Source organism: Delftia sp. 11MD (assembly GCF_050907895.1).
GTDB lineage: Bacteria > Pseudomonadota > Gammaproteobacteria > Burkholderiales > Burkholderiaceae_C > Comamonas > Comamonas tsuruhatensis.
The window spans coordinates 2,872,990-2,896,183 of record NZ_CP194333.1 but is presented as its reverse complement, the minus strand read 5'-3'; the positions used below and the strand labels follow the sequence as shown (position 1 = coordinate 2,896,183).

25 protein-coding genes are annotated in these 23,194 nt (G+C 66.4%); 7 read left to right on the top strand and 18 right to left on the bottom strand.

The window, feature by feature from the left end; genetic code table 11:
• Window positions 1-20: 20 nt before the first annotated feature.
• Window positions 21-644, bottom strand: coding sequence for a LysR family substrate-binding domain-containing protein (locus ACRSCF_RS13100; protein WP_324623210.1), 624 nt, complete (start codon window positions 642-644; stop codon window positions 21-23).
• Between the two features lie 104 nt (window positions 645-748).
• On the opposite strand from ACRSCF_RS13100, the gene ACRSCF_RS13095 reads away from it, so the two are divergent.
• Window positions 749-1,048 (top strand): helix-turn-helix domain-containing protein, encoded by a 300-nt coding sequence (locus ACRSCF_RS13095; protein ID WP_029578094.1) that lies wholly within the window; start codon window positions 749-751, stop codon window positions 1,046-1,048.
• A 66-nt stretch (window positions 1,049-1,114) separates the two neighbouring features.
• On the opposite strand, the gene glyA is transcribed toward ACRSCF_RS13095, so the two are convergent.
• From glyA to ACRSCF_RS13080, 3 genes are all read right to left on the bottom strand, one after another.
• Window positions 1,115-2,386 (bottom strand): serine hydroxymethyltransferase, encoded by a 1,272-nt coding sequence (gene glyA, locus ACRSCF_RS13090; RefSeq protein WP_024889556.1) that lies wholly within the window; start codon window positions 2,384-2,386, stop codon window positions 1,115-1,117.
• 42 nt (window positions 2,387-2,428) lie between these two features.
• The gene (locus ACRSCF_RS13085; RefSeq protein ID WP_029578096.1) at window positions 2,429-3,661 is read right to left on the bottom strand and encodes an aspartate aminotransferase family protein; all 1,233 of its coding nucleotides are present in this window, start codon (window positions 3,659-3,661) and stop codon (window positions 2,429-2,431) included.
• A gap of 65 nt (window positions 3,662-3,726) precedes the next feature.
• Window positions 3,727-4,968 (bottom strand): benzoate/H(+) symporter BenE family transporter, encoded by a 1,242-nt coding sequence (locus tag ACRSCF_RS13080; RefSeq protein ID WP_124086453.1) that lies wholly within the window; start codon window positions 4,966-4,968, stop codon window positions 3,727-3,729.
• A 102-nt stretch (window positions 4,969-5,070) separates the two neighbouring features.
• Here ACRSCF_RS13080 and ACRSCF_RS13075 point away from each other — a divergent pair, with 102 nt between their 5' ends.
• Complete coding sequence (locus tag ACRSCF_RS13075) at window positions 5,071-6,594, top strand: PLP-dependent aminotransferase family protein (RefSeq protein ID WP_034365169.1); 1,524 nt, start codon at window positions 5,071-5,073, stop codon at window positions 6,592-6,594.
• A 24-nt stretch (window positions 6,595-6,618) separates the two neighbouring features.
• Here ACRSCF_RS13075 and mobH read toward each other — a convergent pair whose 3' ends face one another.
• Window positions 6,619-8,415: a MobH family relaxase gene (mobH, locus tag ACRSCF_RS13070; RefSeq protein ID WP_034365172.1), complete on the bottom strand. Its 1,797-nt coding sequence runs from the start codon at window positions 8,413-8,415 to the stop codon at window positions 6,619-6,621.
• 331 nt (window positions 8,416-8,746) lie between these two features.
• On the opposite strand from mobH, the gene ACRSCF_RS13065 reads away from it, so the two are divergent.
• The 3 genes from ACRSCF_RS13065 to ACRSCF_RS13055 are packed head-to-tail and all read left to right on the top strand — an operon-like array spanning window position 8,747 to window position 9,806.
• Complete coding sequence (locus tag ACRSCF_RS13065; protein WP_021205410.1) at window positions 8,747-8,965, top strand: AbrB/MazE/SpoVT family DNA-binding domain-containing protein; 219 nt, start codon at window positions 8,747-8,749, stop codon at window positions 8,963-8,965.
• A complete protein-coding gene (locus ACRSCF_RS13060) occupies window positions 8,965-9,378 on the top strand; it encodes a putative toxin-antitoxin system toxin component, PIN family (protein WP_034365179.1) in 414 nt (137 codons plus the stop codon). Before ACRSCF_RS13065 ends, ACRSCF_RS13060 begins: the two co-directional genes overlap by 1 nt.
• Window positions 9,379-9,434: 56 nt before the next feature.
• Window positions 9,435-9,806, top strand: a complete 372-nt coding sequence (locus ACRSCF_RS13055) for a DUF3742 family protein (RefSeq protein WP_024889561.1) — start codon at window positions 9,435-9,437, stop codon at window positions 9,804-9,806.
• Window positions 9,807-9,820: 14 nt separating this feature from the next.
• On the opposite strand, the gene ACRSCF_RS13050 is transcribed toward ACRSCF_RS13055, so the two are convergent.
• From ACRSCF_RS13050 to ACRSCF_RS12995, 12 genes are all read right to left on the bottom strand, one after another.
• Window positions 9,821-11,344 (bottom strand): conjugal transfer protein TraG N-terminal domain-containing protein, encoded by a 1,524-nt coding sequence (locus ACRSCF_RS13050; RefSeq protein ID WP_034365183.1) that lies wholly within the window; start codon window positions 11,342-11,344, stop codon window positions 9,821-9,823.
• 13 nt (window positions 11,345-11,357) lie between these two features.
• Entirely contained in the window at window positions 11,358-11,708 is a 351-nt protein-coding gene (locus ACRSCF_RS13045; protein WP_009618109.1) for a hypothetical protein, read from the bottom strand.
• Entirely contained in the window at window positions 11,705-13,102 is a 1,398-nt protein-coding gene (locus tag ACRSCF_RS13040; RefSeq protein ID WP_009618111.1) for an integrating conjugative element protein, read from the bottom strand. Before ACRSCF_RS13040 ends, ACRSCF_RS13045 begins: the two co-directional genes overlap by 4 nt.
• 11 nt (window positions 13,103-13,113) lie before the next feature.
• Window positions 13,114-14,064 carry a TIGR03756 family integrating conjugative element protein gene (locus ACRSCF_RS13035; protein ID WP_031635008.1) on the bottom strand — a complete coding sequence of 317 codons (951 nt, stop codon included), beginning with the start codon at window positions 14,062-14,064 and terminating at the stop codon, window positions 13,114-13,116.
• The gene (locus ACRSCF_RS13030; RefSeq protein WP_034365193.1) at window positions 14,061-14,498 is read right to left on the bottom strand and encodes a TIGR03757 family integrating conjugative element protein; all 438 of its coding nucleotides are present in this window, start codon (window positions 14,496-14,498) and stop codon (window positions 14,061-14,063) included. Before ACRSCF_RS13030 ends, ACRSCF_RS13035 begins: the two co-directional genes overlap by 4 nt.
• Window positions 14,499-14,702: 204 nt before the next feature.
• The gene (locus tag ACRSCF_RS13025) at window positions 14,703-15,281 is read right to left on the bottom strand and encodes an AAA family ATPase (protein WP_257671759.1); all 579 of its coding nucleotides are present in this window, start codon (window positions 15,279-15,281) and stop codon (window positions 14,703-14,705) included.
• 18 nt (window positions 15,282-15,299) lie between these two features.
• On the bottom strand, window positions 15,300-16,436 hold the full coding sequence (locus tag ACRSCF_RS13020) for an MFS transporter (RefSeq protein WP_432675912.1): 1,137 nt from the start codon (window positions 16,434-16,436) through the stop codon (window positions 15,300-15,302).
• A gap of 110 nt (window positions 16,437-16,546) precedes the next feature.
• On the bottom strand, window positions 16,547-17,923 hold the full coding sequence (locus tag ACRSCF_RS13015) for a CoA transferase (protein ID WP_034365199.1): 1,377 nt from the start codon (window positions 17,921-17,923) through the stop codon (window positions 16,547-16,549).
• Between the two features lie 214 nt (window positions 17,924-18,137).
• Complete coding sequence (locus ACRSCF_RS13010; protein WP_034365203.1) at window positions 18,138-18,896, bottom strand: sulfite exporter TauE/SafE family protein; 759 nt, start codon at window positions 18,894-18,896, stop codon at window positions 18,138-18,140.
• 12 nt (window positions 18,897-18,908) lie between these two features.
• Window positions 18,909-19,544: a LysE family translocator gene (locus ACRSCF_RS13005; protein WP_324623202.1), complete on the bottom strand. Its 636-nt coding sequence runs from the start codon at window positions 19,542-19,544 to the stop codon at window positions 18,909-18,911.
• Between the two features lie 13 nt (window positions 19,545-19,557).
• Window positions 19,558-19,764 (bottom strand): DUF1737 domain-containing protein, encoded by a 207-nt coding sequence (locus ACRSCF_RS13000; protein WP_024889570.1) that lies wholly within the window; start codon window positions 19,762-19,764, stop codon window positions 19,558-19,560.
• A gap of 2 nt (window positions 19,765-19,766) precedes the next feature.
• Window positions 19,767-20,378: an RBBP9/YdeN family alpha/beta hydrolase gene (locus ACRSCF_RS12995; RefSeq protein ID WP_024889571.1), complete on the bottom strand. Its 612-nt coding sequence runs from the start codon at window positions 20,376-20,378 to the stop codon at window positions 19,767-19,769.
• A gap of 185 nt (window positions 20,379-20,563) precedes the next feature.
• On the opposite strand from ACRSCF_RS12995, the gene ACRSCF_RS12990 reads away from it, so the two are divergent.
• On the top strand, window positions 20,564-21,223 hold the full coding sequence (locus tag ACRSCF_RS12990) for a LysE family translocator (RefSeq protein WP_020649383.1): 660 nt from the start codon (window positions 20,564-20,566) through the stop codon (window positions 21,221-21,223).
• A gap of 61 nt (window positions 21,224-21,284) precedes the next feature.
• The gene (locus ACRSCF_RS12985; RefSeq protein WP_134552533.1) at window positions 21,285-22,172 is read left to right on the top strand and encodes a PhzF family phenazine biosynthesis protein; all 888 of its coding nucleotides are present in this window, start codon (window positions 21,285-21,287) and stop codon (window positions 22,170-22,172) included.
• Between the two features lie 103 nt (window positions 22,173-22,275).
• Here ACRSCF_RS12985 and ACRSCF_RS12980 read toward each other — a convergent pair whose 3' ends face one another.
• Window positions 22,276-23,184 (bottom strand): LysR family transcriptional regulator, encoded by a 909-nt coding sequence (locus tag ACRSCF_RS12980; RefSeq protein ID WP_029578113.1) that lies wholly within the window; start codon window positions 23,182-23,184, stop codon window positions 22,276-22,278.
• Window positions 23,185-23,194 lie beyond the last annotated feature (10 nt).

Genomic DNA, 23,194 nt, shown 5'->3' with positions numbered 1-23,194 from the left:
AGGGTCGCGCCGAAGTTCGGTCAGGCGCTTGCCTGGAGCGCTTGGAAGAACGGCTCCAGGCGGGTGCTGTCCGTATTTCGACGGCTCAGGAAGTACGTGGTGAGCATCAGCGCGCCCTCTTGCAAGGGACGCTGGACAACGCCAAGGGCACGATGGCCCTCGATGCGGGCGGCGGGTGCCAGGCAGACACCGTAGCCGGCGGCCACCAAGGTCATCATCAACCCGAACGATGTGGCCGTCATGACGGTCGAGGGGACGACGCCGGCCACCGTCAGCAGTGAGTCGATCTGCCCGCAGTATCCAGCACAGTCGCGCCCATCCAGGGCGATCCAAGGGTGGTCGGCCGCCTGCTCCAGGGACACTGACGCGAAGGCCAGCAAGGGGTGGTGGGCCGACACGGCCAATGCCAGCGCGTCGCGCCAGACGGGTCGGACTTCGATGCCTTCGGGTGCTGCGGGCGATTGGCAGAGGCCTGCCTCGAAAGCCCCCGCGAGCAGTCCTCGATGCTGATCCTCCAAGCGCTGTTCGTGAAGACGAATCGGGTTGTCCGGATAGCGCCGACGATGTTCCGCCATCGGTATCGACAACCGGGGATAGGCCAGGCAGTCCGACAGGGCAATGTTCAAAGGATCGGAAGCGATCATCGTGTCACCTGCACAACGCCGACACTGGAGAAAACCGCGTGCCATCGGTCAATGAGATAAGTTTAACGTGGTTTAAATTCGCTTGGCACGTAACGCTTCTGTTGATGCAGAAGCGATCGGTGCAACGCGGGAGACCTGCGGGAACAAGAACCTATGAAAGCGAGCCAGCGCGCGCTTTCGGCGTTGCCGTGCGCGAGGCCCGGTCCGCGCAGGGGCTGGCGCAGGAGGTGCTCGCGGAACAAGCGGGCATCGCCCGGTCGCACATGGGCAAGATCGAGCGCGGCGAGCACATGCCCACGCTGGTGTTGATCCTGCGGATCGCGAAGGGGCTGGGTTGCTCGGCCGCGGCACTGATGGCTGCGACCGAGGCGCAACTGTCCGAAAAACAGGAAGACGCTGTCTAGGTCGGCGTTGCGTCTCTCACCTACAACGAGGTAGTACGCAGGCGCCGCATTGCCGTCAGTGATTACCTATCGATAGACGGGATGGCGACGGCACAGATCCGCCACCTGCTGTCTTACTCGATCCCGCACGGCAATTAATCCAACACCACCGGTTTCCAATGCATCCAGCACGTCGCACAACCAGCCGGCCAGTTCCTCGCACTCGGCCACGCCGAAGCCGCGCGTGGTCACGGCGGGCGTGCCGATGCGCACGCCAGAGGTCACAAACGGCGAACGCGGGTCGCCCGGCACGCTGTTCTTGTTGGTGGTGATCCAGGCATCGGCCAGCGCCGCGTCCGCATCCTTACCGGTGTAGGGCCTGGCGGACAGGTCGATCAGCATCAGGTGATTGTCGGTACCGCCCGAAACGATTTTGTGGCCGCGCTGCTGGATCACGGCGGCCATGGCGCGAGCGTTCGCCACCACCTGGCGCTGGTAGGCCTTGAATGCAGGTTGCAGCGCCTCCTTGAACGCCACCGCCTTGGCGGCGATAACATGCATCAGCGGCCCGCCCTGGACGCCGGGGAATACGGCGGAGTCGAGCTTTCTGTAAAGGCCCTCGTCCTGCCCTTTCGAGAGAATGATACCGCCACGCGGGCCGCGCAGGGTCTTATGGGTGGTGCTGGTGACCACGTGAGCGTGGGGCAACGGGTCAGGATACTCGCCTGTCGCCACCAGGCCGGCGACATGGGCCATGTCCACCCAGAAGATGGCACCCGCCCTGTCGGCGATGGCGCGCATGCGTGCCCAGTCCTTGTGCCGCGAATAGGCGGAGAAGCCGCCGATCAGCAGTTTCGGCCGTGCCTGCATCGCGATGCGCTCCATCTCGTCGTAGTCAATCAGCCCGGTTAGGGGGTCGAGTCCATAAGGCACGATCTTGTAATGGCGGCCGGAGAAGTTGGATGGGTTACCGTGGGTCAGGTGGCCACCCTGAGCCAAGTTCATGCCCATCACGGTATCGCCGGGGTTGGCCAGCGCCAGAAACACGGCTGCGTTGGCCTGGGCGCCGGCATGGGGCTGGACGTTGGCCCAATCACAGTCGAATAGCACCTTGAGCCGCTCGATGGCTAAGCGTTCGGCCACGTCCACATGCTCGCAGCCGCTGTAGTAGCGCTTGCCTGGGTAACCCTCGGCGTACTTGTTGGTGAACACCGAATTCTGGATGGCCATCACCAAAGGGCTCGCGTAGTTCTCGGAGGCGATCAGTTCGACATGATCCTCCTGACGGCGCGCTTCGTGGTGGACTGCCAGGGCAAGTTCCGGGTCGAAATCGGCGAGGGCAACAGAAGTGTCATACATGGTGTGCGTCCTGGTCGGGCGGATAGCGGTTGGGGTTGGACGTCATACGGTGATGTCCATCGGCTGAGCCGGAACAGACCAAACCTCGCAATCAACCAGGTCCGATGAAAGCAGGCGCGCTACACGCACCACGATGTCGTCAATCTGACGCTCGTCGCAAACGAATGGTGGCAATAGCCTGATCACGGTGTCTCGGGTCACGGTGATGAGCAGGCGCTGCTCAGCCAGCGCGCGCCCAACTAGTTCCTTGCAGGGCCGGTCCAGTTCGATACCCACCATCAGTCCCAGGCCGCGAATGGCGAGGACGTGCGGGTGACCTGCCAGCGCCTTGCGCAGGCCCACCAGCAAGCGAGCGCCCAGCACCATGGCGCGCTCGGGCATCCTGTCACGGGCCATGATGTCGAGGACGGTGCAGGCCACCCGGCAAGCCAGCGGATTGCCGCCGAAGGTCGAGCCGTGCTGGCCCGGCGAGAACAGGTCTGCCGCAATACCGCGCGCCAGGCACGCGCCGATGGGAAAGCCATTGCCCAGCGCTTTCGCCAGGGTCACCACATCCGGTGAGATGCCCGCGTGCGCGTATCCGAACCACGCGCCGGTGCGCCCCATGCCGGCCTGGATCTCGTCGAGCATCAGCAACCAGTCCCTCTGGTCGCATAAAGCGCGCAGTTCGCGCAAGTATTCGGCACTGGCCACCCGAATGCCGCCCTCGCCCTGTACAGATTCGATCAACACCGCCACGATGTCCGGGGATTGTTCTGCCGCCTGGCGTACCGCGCTGATATCACCGTAGGGAGCACGCAGAAAGCCAGGCAGCAACGGCCCGAAACCCTGCTGGTTGGCCGCGTTGTCTGTGGCGGCGAGCGTGGCCAGCGTGCGGCCATGGAAGGCGTTGCCCATGACTAGGATCTGCGGTCGTGCCACCTGCCTGCGATGGGCATGCAGCCTGGCCAACTTGAGGGCGGTTTCGTTGGCTTCCGCACCCGAGTTGCAGAAGAAGGCGCTTTCCATCCCGGTCAGCGCACACAGGCGTTCCCCCAACTGCTCCTGCCAGTCGATGCGGAACACGTTGGAAGTGTGCAGCAGCGCCCCGGCCTGTTCGGCGATGACGGCCGCGATTTCCGGGTGGGCATGACCCAGGCTGGTAACCGCGACACCGGCAATGGCATCTAGGTACTCCACACCCTGATCGTCCCAGAGCCGCGCGCCGTTACCGCGCACGAAAGAGACAGGTTGGCGGGCGTAGGCGCGCATCAGGTGAGGGGCGGTCGTCTGCATGGGAGATTCCTCGAATTCGGCACGGTTGGCGTAACCGTCAGTCCGTGTGTTGAAAGCCTCGGTCATCACTTCACCCTCTCGTTTGCAGGCGTAGGCGTAATGACCGATGTACGTACCCGCAGCAGCACCCGCCCGTTGAGCACAGCATGCGCCGCCAGCCCTAGCACCAACCCCCAGAACGCCCCGCCAATGCCCAGCAGGGTGATGTTGGCGGCGGCCGCCAGAAACGTGATCAGTGAGGCTTCCCGGGTCCTGGCATCGGACATGGCGGTGGCTAGGCTGCCGCCGATCGTCCCCAGCAGGGCCAGGCCCGCCAGCGTGGTGATGAAGGTCGCCGGGAAGGCCATGAAGACCGCGGCCAACGTCACCCCGAACACGCCGATCAGAACGTAGAACACCCCAGCGGCCATCCCCGCGATCCAACGCCTGGACGGGTCTTCGTGTGCCTCCCGGCCCGTGCAGATGGCGGCGGTGATCGCCGCGATGTTGAAGGCGTGCGAACCGAACGGCGCCATCAGCAGAGAACCCAGGCCCGTGATGGTCACGATGGGGTTGGCGCTGGTCTTGAAGCCGTCATTGCGCAATACCAGCATGCCCGGCATGTACTGCCCGGTCAGGGTAATGAGGAACAGCGGCAACGCCACGCTCAACAAGGCGTTGAGCGAGAACGCGGGCATGGTGAACACCGGCGCGGCCAGTTTCAGGCTCAGTCCCGACAGATCGACGCGGCCCTGCGCCAGCAGGAATACCAATCCCAGCACCAGGATGCCCACCACCGCATAGCGCGCGGAAAAGCGCTTGAACACCAGATAGGCGGCGATCAGCAGTCCCGCCAGCAGCGGATCGACGCTCAAGCCGCCGAAGGCGCCAGTGCCGAATTGCAGCAGGATGCCGGCCAGCAGCCCGGCAGCCACGCCTGGCGGTATCAAACGGATAACGCGCTCGAACCAACCCGACAGGCCCAGCAGCACAAAGGCGGTAGCCGAGATCAGGTATGCCCCGACGGCCTCGGCATAAGGTGTGGTTGCCAGTGCTGTGACCAGAAACGCCGCTGCCGGCGTGGACCAGGCGGTGATGATCGGTTCGCGGGATACCCAGCTCAAAATGATGCCTGTCACGCCCACGCCAATGGAAATCGACCACACCCACGAGGCCGTCAGCTCCGGGCTCAGGCCCGCGACCTTGGCTGCCTGGAACACCAGGATGAAAGTGCCGCCATAGTTGACGATGACCGAAATCAGTCCGGCCACGACGGGATGGGTGAGATCGTTCCAACGAACGGGCGAAGCTGAAGGATCCGACGGCATGATCTGAATTGGGCTCCTGGCATGGGGATGAAATGACCATGAGACGATAGACTTGTAATGGCATGATGTTCCCTACCAATTTCCAGATGAAGTACCTACCAATTGTTCAAGCATGCCCAACTTGAATCCGTCAAAGCCTGGCTCGGCGACCCCGCGCACGGCGCCTTGCCCCTGCATGCACGGGTACAGCGGGCCATTCGCCAGTTGATCCTGGATGGCGCGCTCGATGTAGGCCGCCCCCTGCCCGCGTCGCGCGCGTTGGCGAAGTCGCTGGGGGTGTCCCGCGACACGGTGGAGTCGGCCTATGGCCAGTTGCACGCCGAAGGTTTCATTGAGCGGCGGGTCGGCAGTGGCAGCTTCGTGTCCGAGCAGGCCCGGTGGCTGCCCGGGCGCGGCAGACCACGGCGCACGAGCGTGGATCGCAAGGCACCCCTGCGCCTGAGCCGGCGCGGCGATGCCATGCTCCAGGGCGGCGGCGTGCGCGACTTCCTGATGTCGCGCCCCTTCGCGCCCGGCGTGCCGGAGACGCGCAGCTTTCCGCTGCCAACCTGGGAGCGCTTGCAGCGGCAGGTGTTGAAGGAGTACGGCACCCTGGCGCTGCTGCACAGCCCACCGCAGGGCATGGAGCCGTTGCGACGCGCCATTGCCGCCTACGTCAACCTCGAACGAGGCGCGCAGGCCACACCCGAGCGCGTGCTGGTGCTGACCAGTTCCCAACAGGCCATGACCCTGTGCGCCACCGTGCTGCTCGATGCTGGCGAGCGCATCTTCATCGAAGACCCCGTGTACCACGGGGCGCGCAAGGCATTTGACGCCGCCGGGTTGGATTGCGTGCCCGTGCCGATGGATGACCAAGGCATGCAGATAGCGCACCTGCTGGCAAAGGCGCAGACCCCTTGCAATGCCGCCCGGGTGGTGTTCCTGACGCCCTCGCACCAGTTCCCAACCGGGGCTACGCTGGCGTTGGACCGGCGCCTGGCCGTCATCGAATGGGCCCGCCAGCACCAGGCTTGGATCATCGAGGACGACTACGACAGCGAATTCCACTACGAAGGAAAGCCCACCGCATGCGTACAGGGGCTCGACCCCCACGGCCGCACGATCTACATCGGCACCTTCACCAAGTCGCTGTTCCCCGGCCTGCGCATCGGCTACATGGTGCTGCCGGAGGCTCTGGTGTCGCCCATGACCGTGGCCCGCACCCTGCTGGATGGGCACAGCGCACCGATCCCGCAGCTCACCCTGGCTCGCTTCATCGAGGGTGGGCATTTCGGAGCCCATGTGCGAACCATGCGGGCCGTCTATGCGGAACGCCGCGATGTGCTGGCGCAGCTGGTGCGCCAGCACCTGGCCGACTTCGTGGAGCCCAGGGTGCCCGCTGGCGGGATGCAGATGCCTTGCGTGTTCATCCGCGACATTCCCGAGCGCGAGGCGGTGGAATCGGCACGGCGGGTCGGCATCGACCTGCTGGGGCTGACCGCGCTGCATGCATCGCGCCGCCATGCATCGGGCAGGGATGGGGCCGGTTTCCTCATGGGATTTGCTGCCCATGCACCCCATGAACTGGAGATCGCTGTCAAGAAGCTGGCAAGCGTGCTGCGTGCGCTGTGTCGCCGATCACCATGAGGCGCGCTGGCGCCTTTCGTGCTGCTAGCTCCGCGTCAGGGACAGGTAGGGGTTGTCCGGCGGGACTTCCGCGAACAATGTCGAAGGCGTCGCCAACAGATAGCCGTGCAACCGCCGCGACTTGCGCGGCCCGGTGACTTCGCAGGTCCAGATGTTCAGGCCGCTGTCCTGTTTGCGGTGCAGTCCCAGCTTCTCGAAGCGCTTCTGCACCCATTGCCAGTCGTGCAGATTGTCCTGCCGGGCCAGCACCTGGATCTCCGGATGTTCCTGCACGTAGCGCTGGAAAACGCCGGGGCTGACCAGGTACGCCGTGCCAACGACGGTATGCACCAGTGCGTTCGCATCGTTGATGATGAGCTTGCGCGATTCGATGCCTTGCTTGAGCCAGGCAATGAAGTCTTCCCCGGACGGCGTGGCCTTGGTGGGAGCCGGCATGGTGGCAGGACTGGTCGGCGCCAAATGAGTCACTGCCGCAGTTGCGGCGGCGGATGGTGATGGCGGTTCCGCGCTGGCGGACGATGCACTGGTGGTGGTTGCGTCGGACGCATCAAGCATCGACAGCAGATCGGAGACCGGGTCCGCGATCCCGGCCGGCGAATCCGCCACCCCAGGGGACGGTGAGGTGGCCGGGATGCCGGCGGAGGCCGGCGCTGCCTCATCGCCAGGGAGGGCCTCTTCCGTCGTGACCGTGCCGGCGAACGGTGCGGGACGCTCGCCGGACTCCCAGATCAAGGCCGGCGACAGGCGCAGGAAGGTAAAGCTGTGCGACCAGCCGGTGCCGCTCGTGACGGTGGCCCGCCAGATCGCCTTCCCATCCGGGGCGGGCTGCACGATCCCATGGTCCTGGAGCACCGTGAAGACGGCAGTGTTGTTCGATGGAATGCCTTCGATGCCCTGCGACAGGAGGTGCGCGCGCAGCTTGTCGCTGACCGTCTTGCTGACGAGCCAGAGTGCCTCCGGGGTCAGCCATCCATCCGACGGGCCGCCGGGCTGGTTCAGCTTGAATTCCTCGCGCAGCAGGTAGCGCAGGCCATCCAGCAGCTTGCGCTGCAACGCATGCTTCGGCGCCGCCATCGCCCTGGCCGGATCACCGCCGAGCGCCAGGGCCACCGATGCCTGGTCAGCCTTGACGACCAGCTCTCCAAGCGTGCCGGCATGCTCGTACTGGCCCGCCAGCACGTACAGCAGCGCCGACCACAGGTCCTGGTAGTCGCTCAGCCAGTCGAGGATGCCGGCATCGAGCACACGGGTGTAGAGCAGTCCCGTGGCGGCGCCATGCAGCCGGTACTCGCGATCCGTCCGGTAACGAAAGCGGTACGGCTGCCGCAGCGGCCCGTGCCAGGGGTGCCAGACCAGGCCATCGGCCTGCTCGACGTGCAGGTCGACCGCGATCTTGCCAATGTCGTGCAGCAACGCGGCGTAGGCGGTCCCGGCGGTCCAGGCCTCGGCTTGCGCGGCCTGGGCCTCGGGCGAGGCGCCGGCCGGAAGCAAGTGGGACTGCCTCAGTTTGAGCGCGTAGGCCACGATCTCCAGGCCGTGGTCCAGCATGCCGCCCGGCCATGCATGGTGATACGCCTCCGAGGCCGGGAACTGCTGGACCAGCTCGGCGTAGCGCTCCAGCGGCGCGAGGTACAGCGAGCGGAACTGCCGACGCGACAGCGAGGTGCGCTGCCAGATGTGTTCCAGCAGCCGCTGCCGGCGCGGCTCCGCCAGCAGCGCTGCGGCCGACTGCGGTGGCGTCAGCCCTTTGGCAGGCTCGGCAGGAGGTGGCGCGGCGGCGGTGGCCAGCGGCACCCGTTTGCGCTGGAACAGCGAAAGCATGGCGACATCCTGGTGATGGGCTGGCCGGAGGAGCCTTTTGGCCTTTTCGGGTAGGGCCTTTCCCCTTGAGGCCATTCCCTTGCTCCATCCCCAGCCCTTTGGCCTTCGACAAGCCCTTTGATATAGGGGCAGTCGGCTTCGTGTGCCGCAATCAATGCGGAGCCGGTGCGCTCCAGGATCGAGCGGAACAGGCACTGTGTTTTCACCAGATCAGTCCGTTTCAACCGGCGCTGAAAGCGCAGCAGGCCCTGAAACCCCTGCGCCCGAAGGCATGCTTGTCGAGAATGAAGTAAGGAAGTAAGATTTCCTTTGAAACTTATGGAGGCCTCCAATGCTTGCCAAGCTCACATCGAAAAATCAGATCACGCTGCCCAAGGCGGCCGTGTCCGGCGTGGATGCGGCGGAGTACTTCGACGTCACCGTCGAGGGCGGTCGGATCGTCCTGACCCCCGTGCGCGTCCAGAAGGCACAGGCTGTGCGCGAGAAGCTGGAGCAACTCGGGATCACCGAGCAGGACGTTGAGGATGCCGTGGCCTGGGCACGGCAGTGATGCGCAGGGTCGTCATCGACACCAACATCGTGCTGTCGGCGCTGATCTTCAGTGCCGGACGCCTGGCCTGGATACGCCACGCCTGGCAGCACCAGCAGTTGCAGCCGCTGGTCTGCCGGGAGACGGCCAGTGAACTCCTGCGCGTCCTGGCCTATCCCAAGTTCAAGCTGTCGACCTCGGAACAGCAGGAGTTGCTGGCGGACTTTCTGCCCTACGCCGATGTGGTGGAACTGCCTGCGCCATGGCCAGACCTGCCGGTCTGCCGCGACAAGAAGGACCAGGTGTTCCTGGTGCTCGCGCATGTCGGCAAGGCGGATGCGTTGATCACGGGGGATGCGGACATTCTCGCCATGCGAGAGGACTTTCCCGGCTTGATCATGACCGCCGAAGCATTCGCGGCGCGGCAGGCATGAAGGAAACCGGCACGGCCTTGCCCAACGACCGTGGAACGACCATGAGGTAGCCAACCATGAAGCACACCGCACGCATGACCACCGCAGCGCGACTCGGCCGCTGGCTGGGCGGTGTATGGGGCGGTTGCCTGCGCGCGGAGCGTCGGGTGCATCAATGGCTGATGGCGCAAGGACTGCCGGCGGGCGGTGCAGCGGTGCTGATCTGGGGGGTCAAGCTGGCGACCCTCGGCGTGTTGCTGTATGTCTCGGTCTGGGCGGCGCTGTTGCTGGTCGCTCTCGCTGTGGCAGCCAGGATGGCGGAGCAAGCGCCGCAAGGTGACGATGATTTCCTCGGACGCAAGGCCGAAGAGCTGGATCATCGCGAAAGCCTTGCCTACGACCCCATCAACTACAGCGATGACCCAGATCCACGATTCGAAGACGATTGAACCGGCGGTTGGAGCTATTTCTGCTTGGCCGCACCGATCATCAAGCCGCCGCCCCTGCCACCGGCTTGTCCGGCATCCCGCGTGCCAGTACTCAATCCTTGAAGCACGTTGCCTGCACGGATACCAGCCCAGGCCAATGCCGCCACCCAGAACGTGGGCAAGATCAAAAACATCGTGGCCATCACGAAGTTCAGCAGCATGTCTCCGAAGGTGTTGTTGAGGCCCACCAGCGGATCGAAGTTCGTGTGCGGCCGGTTCCAGCCCCACCCCCAGCCGTAGAGTGCATCGAGGATCGTCGAGTCGATCCAGCGGGCGAGCTGAAACCAGAATTCGGTGAAGAACAGCGCGAACTGCACCACGCTCATCGTGACCACGGTCTTGAGGTCATAGGTGCCGGTCAGCATCACCAGCGGGATGCAGATGACCAGCGCCATCTTGAGCAGGGACAGCACCATCGGCAGCGCCTGCCGCACCACGTCCATCGCCGGGAAATAGCCCAGTGATCCGACGGTCAGCCCCACGTCGCTGGCGGCGCGGGTGACGATATTGGGCAGCGTCATGTCGATCTGGCCACCGTAGTCCGTGTAGACCGCCCCCTGGTTGAGCTTCTGCTGGCGAGGGCTTGCGACGGCGCGGATCACCGAGTCGTTGACCTCGGACTGGCTCAGGAAGCCCGCCCAGCCGACCAGTCGCGTCAGCAGGCTGGGATCGACCTGGGCCAGCAGTCGTGCCCGCAGGCCGTGGTCGCCGTCGGACCACCACTGCCGGCAGGTCGGGTAGCCGCCCCCGCCGGGCACCTGGGCTAGGCCGGCGTCGCGCGTGGCGTCGAACGGCCAGGCATCGCGCGGAGTCCTGGAGCGGTAGCTGTCGTAGAAGCCGGCGGTGCCGACGAAGTAGCTGGAGCCGATCCAGGTGACGTCGTGCATCTGCTCCTCGCTCAGGCTGGGCCGGGTCATGAACAGCTTGGCGCGGGCGGGGCCGTAGCAGTCGCGGGTGAAGTCGCTGATCTCCTGGGCCAGCACCGGGTCGTCGATGCGGGTCGCGTCGATGTCCATGCGGATCTGCCGCAGGTCGGTGCCGCAAGGAATGGCCGCGACCGAAGCGCCGGTGATCGCGCGCGAGATCGCGTGCATGGCGAACCACCACACCGGCACCTTGGCCGACTGGTTGTTGATCGTGCTAAACGATTGCGACCAGCCCGTATCGGTCGGCTCTGGGACATTTACTTGGCATTGGGTCGAACGCGAACGGTCGTACTTGATGGTGTTGAAATCGACGTCGATGAAGGGAATGCCCGCGAACATGATCACCACGATGGCGACGAAGACGCGGTTCTCGATGCGAGCCGAGGACAGCACGCCCTTGTTGCCTTCGTCCGCGCCTTCCGCGCGGGCCTTCAACCATTCCTGGATGACGATCGCCAGGAACGGGACGGCGAACACGCCGCTGGCGACCAGCACCGACCAGATGCCGTTGTGGACCACCCAGGACACCAGCGTCAGGTAGTACTCCAGGTAGTCGGTGGTGTACAGCGTCATGGCGAACCTCGCGCTACCGTGCCTGCATCAGCAGGCTGGCTTCCAGCACGATCACGGCGACGATGGCCGCAACCTCCGCGCGCAGCAGCCGTTGCCCGGCAGCGCGCTCCGGTTCCCGCGCGCGCAGGCGACGTCGCATCCAGAGCCAACCCCAGGCGGTGGCGGCGTAGAGCAACAACCGCCAGGCCAGGAAGGCCCCGGATTGCGCCGCCATCCAGCGCTGCCAGCCCTCGATGCCGCCCGCGATGCGGATGCCGACCACATTGACGGCGGTCGCGGCGATCAGCAGCGACACCGCCCACACCAGCACCAGGATGGCACGCCGGCTGGACAGCCAGCGCAGGCACCGCCCCACGGTATTCATGGATGGCTTCCGCCAGACGGCGGCCGCTGCAGTTCATCGACCCGATTGCGCACCGGGTCACCCTCGTAGATGCCACGCGCACCGGCGGCGCGGGTGCTGTGGCGCTGGATGATCGCCATCGGCGAATTGCTGGCCAGTTCGCGGCGCAGCTCCAGCTCTGCTTTCAGGTTGTGAATCTCGCGATCGAGGATGTCGCTTTCGTGGGTGACGGCCTTCTGGGCCAGTTCGTTGGCGGCCACGTTGGGCTCCTTGCGCCCGGTCAGCAGCGTGCGTTGCAGCAGCAGCGCCTTCTCCAGCACGCTGGCCAGCGCAACCTCCGAGGCCAGGCGCCGAGCCAGGATGTCCTGGTCCGTCTCGTCGCGCAGCGCCTCGATCACGCCACGGGTGATGGGCAGCGACGCGCTACTCGCAGCCTGCAGGTTCTGCGCCGTGGTCGGACGGCTGCCGGCGACCAGCTCCTGCAGGGCCTGCAGCTTGTCCTCGTATTCCTCCTGAATCAGCGGGGTCAGGCCAACGCCCGGCGTGGTGACGGTCTTGGTGCATGCATCGCAGGTGCGCTGCTCCTGCTCGCCCAGCACGCGAATGGCCCAGGCTGCGGCGGCATCGGGCGAACTCCAGGTCTGGCATGCCAGGTTGCCGCTGCAACTGGCTTGCGGAATCGAACTGGCATCGCCGACGCCACGGCCATTGAGCAGGTTGTAGCCGGCGCGGGTCACGTCGCCGACCACACGCACCGGACGTTGGCCCGCGCCGCCAGCGTTGTCTCCGCCGACCCACGGCACGCCATTGTTGCCACGGTTCGCCTCGGCGTCGTCGATCGCTGAGACCGCATCGGTGCTCGCGACGGCCTGCTTCAGCGCCATGCCTTCGGCGAGCTGGTCCCAGCCGAGCTGCCCACCCGCCATGTCGGCCATGCGATTGGCGATGGCACGGCAGGTCAGCTTGCTGCGATCGAAATCCAGCCTGGCTTGCAGCACCCCATTGGTCAACAGGTTGTACAGCCCTGGATCGGCGCGCTGGATGATCAAGGCGGGCAGCGACGCCACGGCAGCGGTGGCGTTCTGGATCACCGAGGACATGATGGCCTGGAAGCCATTGGTGATGCCGTTCAACTGGTTCTGCAGCGTGGTGGTGATGCTCATGTCGCCACAGATCAGGTTGCTGTTCCAGCCGACGCCAACGCCGATGGAGTGCATGTTGGCCGCACCGCTCATGGACACCGCGCGGCCGCCCCCAATGCTGTAGAGCACGTCGTCGCCTATCACGCTGCCTTGATGCTGGACGCCGTACTCGTTGACGCTGGTCTGCGCCCCGGCGCTGGAGTAGCACAACGCTGCGACAACGGCCAATGCGACGTACAGAAATCGACGGGCGCTCGGAAATGAAGTCGTCATGGCATCGGGTCTCACAGGAAATCGACGCTGCCGAGGAACACCTGGCCGCGGCGCTGGCAGCAGCTATAAGGACGCCACAATGCCCAGGCGTAGTCGCCTTGCCGGGCCTGCACCTTGGCATTGCCGTGGGGGAATACCGCGCAACTGCTGGACAGCGTGGGGGTCAGCTCCTGCCACTTGCCCGTGGCGGCATCGGTTTCCATCAGGGCGCCGGCCGGCCAGTAGCCATCGCGCGAACTGGCGAGCAGCGGTTGGTAGACGTGGATCTGGTTGCGGCGCGTCACGATGTCACCCGCGCGCTGGGCGACCACGGCTGCGGCCTTGTGGTCATCCACCTGGTGCAGGAAGCCGCCACGCGGATAGACGTTGCCCCAGAGATTCATGGCCGTGCGCGTGCCGATCTCGCGCCGGCCGGGAATCAGTGCTTCCGGATACAGCGCCTCGGGGATGTTGTAGCGCCATGCCAGCGTGTCGAGCGTGCTCAGCAGATAGGGCATGAAGGCGGTGCCTGCGCCCTCGCAGGTGTAGCCGGACGCGCTGGCAAACTGGCTGAACACATGGCCACCGGGATGGCCGATGACGTCGGCGTTCTTGAACTTCGCCAGGTTGTTCTCGTGATCCTCGTTGGTGGTGCCGTCGCCGCCGGCCTTCGCGGTCGGGTTCGGCAGGCTCATCGCCCGCACCTCGACCCAAGGGTTCTCGCCGGTGTTCGAGTAGCTCGACACCACGGCATCCGGGATGTAGTGGCGCACCTTGACCGAGGTGCGCACGGTGCATCCCGTCCAGGTGCAATAGAGCCAGTAGCAGATGCCGGTGACGCGGTACTCCAGGCAATCCGGCGACAGGGTGGAGGCCACGATGGTGGCGGTGTTCAGTGCAAAGGACGATGCGGAACACCCCAGCAACAGCGCTGCGATGGCCAACCGCTGGCGCCGGGATGGTGCGAACGGACGCCTCGTCATGGCTGCGTCCTCCGGTATTGGTCGATGCGGGAAACCGCACGGGCCACGTCCGTCTCGCCATAGACCACGTATCGGCGATCCACCACGATGGCCGGAACCTTGGCGACGCCAAGGCTCCAGGCATCGGCAACGCCCTGGTAGGCGGTGCCGATCCTTCGCTGCAGGTCTGTACCGCCCAGCTTCAGGCGTTGCTGGACGATGGCGCTGGCGCGCTCAGGATCGGTGGGCAGGTTGTCGGCCAGCTCCGCTTCGAGCACCGCGGCCGCGTCCAAGATGAGGTGTCGGTCAGCCTGGCCAAGGACCGGATGATGCGAGTCGGTAACGACCCATACTTCCGCTGCGGCGGCGCGGGTGGCCAACGTCAGGATGGCAATGCCCGGAGCAAGCCATGCTGGGCGGGTGCGAGTGGCATGAGGAACAGCGCAAGAGTCCATGAGACAACACCGGAGGGAAGCCAATCCGGTGACAGTCGAACCGAAATCCGGCTTCGACACGACAAACAATCCGGAGACCGCCTCATCCCGTTTTCGCCATCCCTGTCATCGCGTGATCACCCCAAACGGTGCCTGCGAGTGCGCCTGCGACAAGGCCGCGTTCGGATCGACAGCCAAGGCGGCCGCCACAAGTCGGTCTCGCCTTCAGCGGCGATGAATCGCCTGGAGAACGAAGTCGGCCCGTTCGGCCACACTGGCGCGCGGAAGCAACCTGACTTCGTAGCCGAGTGCCCGGTAGGTTGCATCCAGGTGGGCGTATTCCGCCTCAGCCTCGGGAAAGCCGTGCCGCCGCGCCTCGTCGGCGCAATAGATGTCCGGCCAGGGCGGAGCGAGGAACACGAGCCGCCCATAGGGGCGGGATTCGCCCAGGCTTTCCGACAGAGGTACACCGAACAGTCGCTGAAGCGCTGCGGCTGCGTCGATTAGCCCTCGGTCGAAGAAAACCGGACCAGCGTCCCGTGCCGCGCCTTCGAAATCCATGGCGGCGACGCTCAGCGCCTCGCGCAGAAAGGCCGCCATGTCGGTCCATGGCAGGGCGTTGCCGCCCTGTCGAATCTGCTCGGCGATGATCCTCCGCCCGGGTTCGGCGACGGTCGCATGACCACGCCGCCGCAGTTCCCCGAGCAGGGTCGACTTGCCGCCGCCGGAGCACCCCGATATGACCACCTGAGGTGGCATCGGCGTCATGTCAGGGTTTGCTTCGACCAGCAGACGGTTTGTCAATTCACTTGTCATCATTGGTTAGCCGAAGAGACAGGCCCACGCAATGGTGGTGCTGAGCATGCCAAAGGCGCAGACCCCGGCCCATCCATGGGCAGTGAAGGCCCACCCGCATGCAGCAGCGCCGAAGGCCCCGCCAAGCAGCATCGTGCCCATGAACACGGTGTTCAGCCGGCTGCGCGCACCCGCATCCAATGCATAGACCATGGTCTGGTTCGCCACCTGGGCCGACTGCACGGCCACGTCGAGCAAGAAGATGCCGAGGACGAGTGCGGGGATCGATGAGCCTCCCAGGTACAGCACGGCAAATGCCGTTGCGGTTCCCACCGCGCCTGCACGAACGACTGCGTCATGTCCGCGTCGGTCGGCAAACCGGCCAGCCGCCGGTGCAGCCAACGCGCCGCACACGCCGACCAGCGCGAACAGGCCGGCGGATACCGCGCCGAGCTGCAGTGGCGGCCGCTCCAGCCAGAGCGCGAACGTTGCCCAGAAGCCGATCATGCTGGCAAACAGCAGGAACTGGACGGCCACAGCCTGGCGCAAGGAAGCGTGCTTGCGCACCAAATGCCACATCGACAGCAGCAATCGTCCATAGCTGAGATCGGAGGACGGTGGTACCACCGGCAGCGTCCATGCCAGCCGAAAGCCCAGTACCAGCATCAGTGCCGCAGAAAAGCCGAAGACGGACCGCCAGCCCCAAAGCTCGGTCATCCAGCCGCTCACCACACGGGCCGCCAGGATGCCGATCAGGATGCCGCCCGTCACCACGCCGAGCACCTGCCCCTTGCGGTGGGAGGGTGCCAGGTGGATGGCCAAGGGAACCAGTTGTTGCGCCACGGTGGCGCACAAACCCACGGCGAGGCTCGCCAGTGCCAATTGAACGAAGCCGGAGGACGCGGCTGCCAGCACCAGGGAGAGCACCAGCGCCGCCAGCGTTCGCAGGATGAGCGACTTGCGCTCCAGGCGGTCACCCAGTGGTGCCAGGAACAGCACGCCCAGGGCATTGCCCGCCTGGGTGAGCACGGGCAGCCAGGTCACGGTCCCCGCAGAGAGCGCGAACTCCCGGCTCAATTCGCCGAGAAGCGGCTGGTTGTAGTAGCTGTTGGCCACGGATGCGCCCGCCGCCAGGGCAATGGTCCACAGCAGATGGGAGGGCAAGGCTGACGTGGCAGGCATCGGTGCGGCACGCGATGCATCGCCGGGGTGACCTGGGATATTGCTCATTCAAGGGGTCCGGCCGTATCAACTCTCGGCTTGCGGACAAGCTCTCACCAGTTCGGGCGATCCGTTCCCGGCGGCACTGACGGTCGCGCATAGCCGGCCGGTGTTCGCGCCATTTGCGCGCTGGGGCGCACGGCGCGCAGCAGGCCGAAGCCGGAGACTTCGTCGGCGAGCCAGGGGCTGAGGTCCGGCCTGCCGGCCCGCAGACCCTCTTCGATGCGCCCCAGCCCGCGCAGCCAGTGCCCGGTCTGCGCCAGCGACACCTGCACGTGCCAGCTTCCCCCTTCGCGCGACTGTCGCCACAGCGCGGCGGCGGCGCCGAAAGCCATCAGGAAGCCGCTGGCCTGGTCGAGGATCTGCATCGGCAGCGCGCGCGGCTTGCCGTCGCCCGCCGCCTCGCCCTCGGCGTGGTTGAAGCCCATTGCCGTCTGCACCAGCGAATCGAAACCGCGCCGGTCGGCCCAGGGCCCTTGCGTGCCGTAGGCGGTCAGCGACACGGCGACGATGCCGGGCCGGCGCGCGGCCAGGGCCTCGGGCGAGAAGCCGAGCGCGGCCAGGCCGCCGGGCCGGTACCCCTGCGAGAACACGTGGGCGTCTTCCAGGAGCTGCCACAGCGCTTCGCGCCCGGCCTCGCTGCGCAGGTCGATGTGCGCCGAGCGCTTGCCGCGGCTGGTTTCGGCAATAGCGGCGATGTTGGGCAGGTTCGGTGAGTTGACCAGCATCACGTCCGCGCCGAACGACGCCATCGCCCGCCCACCGACGGGGCCGGCCAGGATGCGCGTGAGGTCGAGCACGCGCAGGCCGGCGAGCGGCCGCTCATCGGCCGCCAGGGGCGGCAGTGCGCGCGGTGGCGCATCGGCGATTCGGGTGATGGTCATCAAGGGTTGCGAGGCCACCGCCTGACCCTGGGGCGTGGCATCCCACTCGGCGAAGCTGCGCAACGCCGTGGCCACCAGCGCGTGGTCGGCCGCGGCCTGCTCGAAGTCCAGCGCCTTCCAACCCCGCAGGGCCTGCTCTGCGTCGGCGCGTGTGGCAGCTGCGGGGTCCAGGCCCAGCAGGCGCAGCGCGCCATCGCGGTGGTGCGGGAAGTTGGTGTGTACACGCACGTAGCCATCGGCGCAGCGGTACAGGCCGGCGAACGGGTCCCACAGCTCGGGCTCCTGGCCGTCGAGCGTGAACCAGCCGGTGCATTCGGCGGCGGCGTGAGCCATGTCCACGGCGACACGCTGGCGCGGAGCACCCCGCTCATGGCCGAGTTCGCAGGCGGCGAGCGCAGCCGCGGCAATGCTGGTCTGCGCGGCGGTGCCGACGGCGAAGGACGAGGGGAACACCGGGTCGCTGCCCGTCAGCGCGATCCCGGCCAGCGCCTGCGGCGGCAGCCCGCCCAGCGACCAGAGCGCAGTCAGTGCATCGAGTGGATTCATCGAATGGACTCCTCACAGAAAGTTCGCCAACTAAATCGACAAGCTACCCCGTCGGCCGAGTCGGGTTGGCAGATCCAGGCGGGAGGCAGGGTCGGCGCCGCGTTGTCCGCAAACGCAGCGGACCGCGGAAAGCAGCATCGCGCGCCATTGGCGATGCCGGGGAGCGCCGTATTCGCACAGGCGTGGGCGTCGCGCGCCCGCTGCAAGCGATCCATCATGCGCCCGCCTTCAGCCCGAAGTACGCAGAGAGCGCCAGGCCGGTCGCCACGATCGTCCAACGCAGCGCCAGCGGCGGAATCCAGCGCGCCAACCGCGCGCCGGTATAGCCCCCCACGATCGCGCCCAGCAGGACCGCACTGCCTTGCGTCCAGGCGATGGACCCGGTGGCGACGAAGAGCATCACCGCGGCACTGGTCACGACGGTAGCCATCGCATTTTTGACGGCGTTGGCCTCCTGGACATCGCGCACACCCAGCAAGGTCAGGATCGCCATCAGCATGATGCCCAGGCCGGCGCCGAAGTAGCCGCCATAGAGTGCGGTCAGGAACTCCGCCCCCGCCGCCACCAGGTGCGGCACCTGACCGCGAGCATGCCGCTCGATGGCCTGGCGCAGCCAGGGCCCCAGGGCGAACAGAACGGTCGCGACGAGGATCAGCCACGGCACCAGACGGCTGAACTGTGCATCTCCGGTGAACACCAACAGTGCGGCGCCCACCAGCGAACCGGCACCGACCACGGGCAGGCTGCGCCGCAACGCGGCGCGGTGGCGCCCGAGTTCGCTGCGATAGCCGAGCAGACTGCTCGCATGCCCCGGCCAGATCGACACCGCGCTGGTGGCGTTGGCCACCACGGGTGGTACGCCGGCAGCCAGCAGCGCGGGAAAGGTGAAGAATGTGCCGCCGCCGGCCACCGCATTGCAGATGCCGCCGATCATGCCGGCACCGGCCAGCAGCAGGAAGGTTCCGATGTCCATGCCGCTCGCACCTCAGCTCGTCGGCCTGGACAGGGCCAGACGCAGGCCAAACCCCATCAGTGCCAGGCCGGTGAGCGCATCGAGCGAGCGCATCACCGTGGGCCGGCGCAGCCAGCGTGCCAGGGGCCGCGTGGCCAGCACCAGTGCGGCGAACCAGAGCAGTCCCATCGCGGCGTGGATGCCGGCCAACAGCACGCTGAACGCGACCACCGGCACATCGGCGGGAACGAACTGTGGCAGGAGGCTCACGTAGAACACCCCGACCTTGGGATTGAGCAGATTCGTCAGCAGACCGCACAGGAACCAGCGCTCGCCACGCACGAGCGGCGGATCGTCTGCGGGCAGCGTCGGCCGGCTCTTGAGCGCGCCAGAGATCAGCTTCCAGCCGAGCCAGAGCAGATAGGCCGCGCCCGCGATCTGCAGCAGGGTGTAGGCGAGTCGGGAGACCGCGAGCACCGCGCCGAGCCCGAGGGCCGCGATCAGCCCCCAGATCAGCACGCCGGTCACGATGCCGCCGCCCGCCCTCATCGCCTTGCGCCCCCCTTCCACAGCGGCCGTGCGAAGTACCAGCGCCGTGTCCAGGCCGGGGGTCAAGGTGAGCAGCAGCGCCGTCAGCGTGAAGCCCAGGATCGCAGTCGATGCATCCATTGGGGGATCTCCGTCAGAGCACAGACAAGTCCAGTGACTCGCTGTACGTCGTCGATTCGATGGTCTTGACGATGGCCTGGCCGCAGATCACTGCGCCACGCGCCGCGTCGTAGGTCAGGCTCGGCGCGCCATACAGCTCCCAGCCGCTGTTCAGGGCCGCGGTGACGCGGTGGCAGAACGCCGCGTCGTCGATGCCGGTCAGGTAGCGGTACGCGCGCATGCTCATGCTCCCGGTCGATTCGATGCCGGCATCTGGACGCGCAGCCCCGCTCCGAATGCCTGCAGCAGATGCCAGCCGGTGTCCCAGTCGCCCACGCCGCTGGCGGCATTGATATGCCCGAGGGCGCCGACTTCCAAGCATCCCGCTGCCCAACCCATGGCCATGCGCCGGGCGTGCTCCGGCGAGCCATAGGGGTCGTCGCTGCTGGCGACCACCAGTGCGGGAAACGGCAGGGGTTCGGTCGGTGGCGGGCCGAACTCGCTCGCCTCGCCTGGAAACGCCGGTGCGCCGGGGTCAGGGACGGCAACCAGGAAGGCGCCCCGGACCTGGGCGATCCGATGCTGGATGTCTTCTCCGATTCCCGGCCGCGATGCCCAGTGCGCGACGAGCAGGCACGAAAGGCTGTGTGCGACCAAGACGACGGGCGCACCGCACTCGTCGATAGCCGCATCGAGTGCCTGCAGCCAGTCGGCCAGGTCCGGCCTGTCCCAGTCGGCAGGCTGGAATCGCCGGCCATGCTCCTGGCGCGACGCCCAGCGCGTCTGCCAATGCTCCGGCCCGGAATTGCCGATACCGGGAAGCATCAAGAGGCGAACGGTCTGAAGGTGGCTCATGGTGGCGTGCGCGGATATCCGGGGTGAGGTTGTCTGGCTGGAAACCTTAAGACCGATGCGTCGAATTGCCGAGTGAGAAGGTCTCAGCAAGCGTCGAGAAAAGCTCAATGGTCAGCTCGAATGGCCTTGGCTATCGTCGAAGTGCACTTCCTTCACAACCGACGAAGAAGCCCCCCGAGTTCGCCATGTCCGATATCCCGCTCCTGATTTCCTACGTCCTGGCGGCCTGGCTGTCCATCCTTACGCCCGGCCCGGCCATCCTGCTGGCGATGCGCAATGGCGCTCGCCAGGGCGTGGTCGCGAGCCTGTGGTCGACGCTGGGCAACATGTTGGGGTTGCTCGTGGTTTCCGCGGCGGCCGCGTGGGGCGTCGGCCTGTTCCTGCTTGCATCCGCCCACGCGATGACCGCACTGCGGCTGGCCGGCGCCGCCTACCTGGCGTACCTCGGTCTTCGCCTGCTTGTGCAGGGCAGACACACACGGCCGCCGGACGCCGGTGCCCATGACGCAGGGCCGGTGCAGGCCTTCGCGCTGGCGAAGGAAGGATTCCTGGTGGCGACATCCAATCCGAAGTCGATCCTCTTCTTCACCGCCTTCTTCCCCCAGTTCATCCGGGCCGACCAGGCGCTCATCCCTCAGTTCATGGGCCTGACCGCGATCTTCGTGATCCTCAGCGGCGCCACCTTGACCGGCTATGCCGCCATTGCAAGCCGGGTGCGGGGAGCATTGGGCACTTCCGTCTGGCGCCAGCGCTGCACGCGCTTGGCGGGCATCGGCTTCCTCGGATTCGCCGCATGGATTCTTTTGTGGAGACCGTCGAGCGGCGCCAAGGCCCTGGCCGCGTGATTCATTCCCGGCCACGCGCACGCAACCGAGCACAGGCGGTGCGACCGAACCTGGAGAAGCGATGAACAAATCCTTCCTGCAAGTCGATGTGTTCACGAGCCAGCCGCTCAGGGGCAACCCGGCTGCCGTCGTGTTCGATGCCGACGACCTCGATGCGCGGACCATGCAGCGGATCGCGCGCGAGATGAACCTGTCCGAGACGGTCTTCGTGCTGGCCCCGGAATCGCCCGACACCGACTATCGGGTGCGCATCTTCACGCCCTCCAGCGAGCTACCGTTCGCGGGGCACCCCACCATCGCCACTGCGAGCGCGGTGCGTGCGCACCGTGGCGATCTGGTCGATGCAAGTCTGCTGCGGCAGGCCTGCGGCATCGGCATCGTGCCTGTCGAAGTCGTTCCGACCGAGGGCTCGCCGATCTACTGGATGACCCAGGCCAGCCCGCAGTTCCGCAACACGGCCATCGGTCCTGGGGAAATGTCGGCCCTGCTGGGCTGCGATGCGAACATGCTGGCCGCGATGCCGGTAGAAGTCGTCTCCACCGGCATCCCGTGGCTGATCGCCGAGCTGCGCAGCGTCGCCGCCCTGGCGTCGCTGCGTCCCAACCTGCCTCGCATCGCCGAACGCTGCCGCGCATCGGGTGCCGTCGGCGTGACCGTCTTTGCCGAGCACGAGGCCGACGCGCCGGTACGCTTGCGCCTGCGCACGTTTGCGCCAGGCGAAGGCGTGGCCGAGGACCCCGTCTGCGGGTCTGGAAACGGGTGTGTCGCGGCATTCCTGGCAAGGCACCGGCACGCATCGGCTCTCCAGGGTGGCTACCTTGCGGAGCAAGGCATCGAGATGGGACGCGATGGCCTGATCCACGTCGAATGGACCCGAAACGGCGACGAATTGACGGTGCGCGTCGGTGGCCAGGCCGTGACCGTCGCCAGCGGCACCCTGCATCTGTAGACGCGGCGGCACGTTCAGCCGCTCGGTCGCCCATGGCTTGCCATGGCACCTGCGCGGCGTCCCCGACGAAGGTCTGCGCTCCGAGGAACGCGGTTGCCCAGGGCTAGATCGGATCGACGGCGGGACTGTCGTCGCGCGAGAGCATGGCGCGTTCGATGAAGTGCTGCAGCGGTTCCGAGGGCTCACTGTCCGGCCGCAACAAGTAGGTGGTCATGCATGCCGACGGGTCCGACAGGGGCCGCGCAATGACCTCGGGATGACGGCAGACCGAAATCTGCGCCGCCGTGGCGAAACCCAGTCCGTAGCCCGCGGCCACCAGCGTCAGCATCAATTCCAGTGTCGCGACCCGCTCTGCGATCCGGGGCTGGATGGCGGCCGTCCGGAGCAGCCGTTTGATCTGCCGGTACGCACCCTCGCAGGTTTCCGGGTGGCACTTGATCAGGGGATAGCGCAGCAGTTCATCCAGAGGGACCTGCCTGAAGGCCAGCAAAGGATGGCGCGTCGGAATGGCCACCAGGATGGGATCGGACCAGACCGCCTCGCACAGGATGCCCTCTCCAGCCTCGTCAGACTGCGCAAACCCGGCATCGAAAGTGTCGTCGCGCAACCCGCGCACTTGCGATGCGAGCGGCGTCTCGAACAGGCGGATTTCCACATCGGGCTCCTCCTCCCGGCACAGGGCCAGGAGTGCCGCGAGGCGTGTCTGCGCGATACCGTCCGACAGCGCGAGGCGCAGCATGCCGCGATAGCCCGTGGCGGCGGCCCGGACGTTGGTTCGTGCCTGTTCCAGCACCGCGAACACGCGGCGGGCATCTTCCAGCAGGACCTGGCCCGCCCAGGTGAGCTGGGTGCCGCGCCGATTGCGCTCGAACAGCGTGGCGCCGAGGTCAGACTCCAGCTCCCGGATGGTGCGCGACAGCGGAGACTGCTCGATATGGAGCCGCACCGCCGCACGCGTGAAGTGCAGTTCCTCGGCCACTGCCACGAAACAGCGCAGGTGTCGCAGCTCCATCGCGCCACCT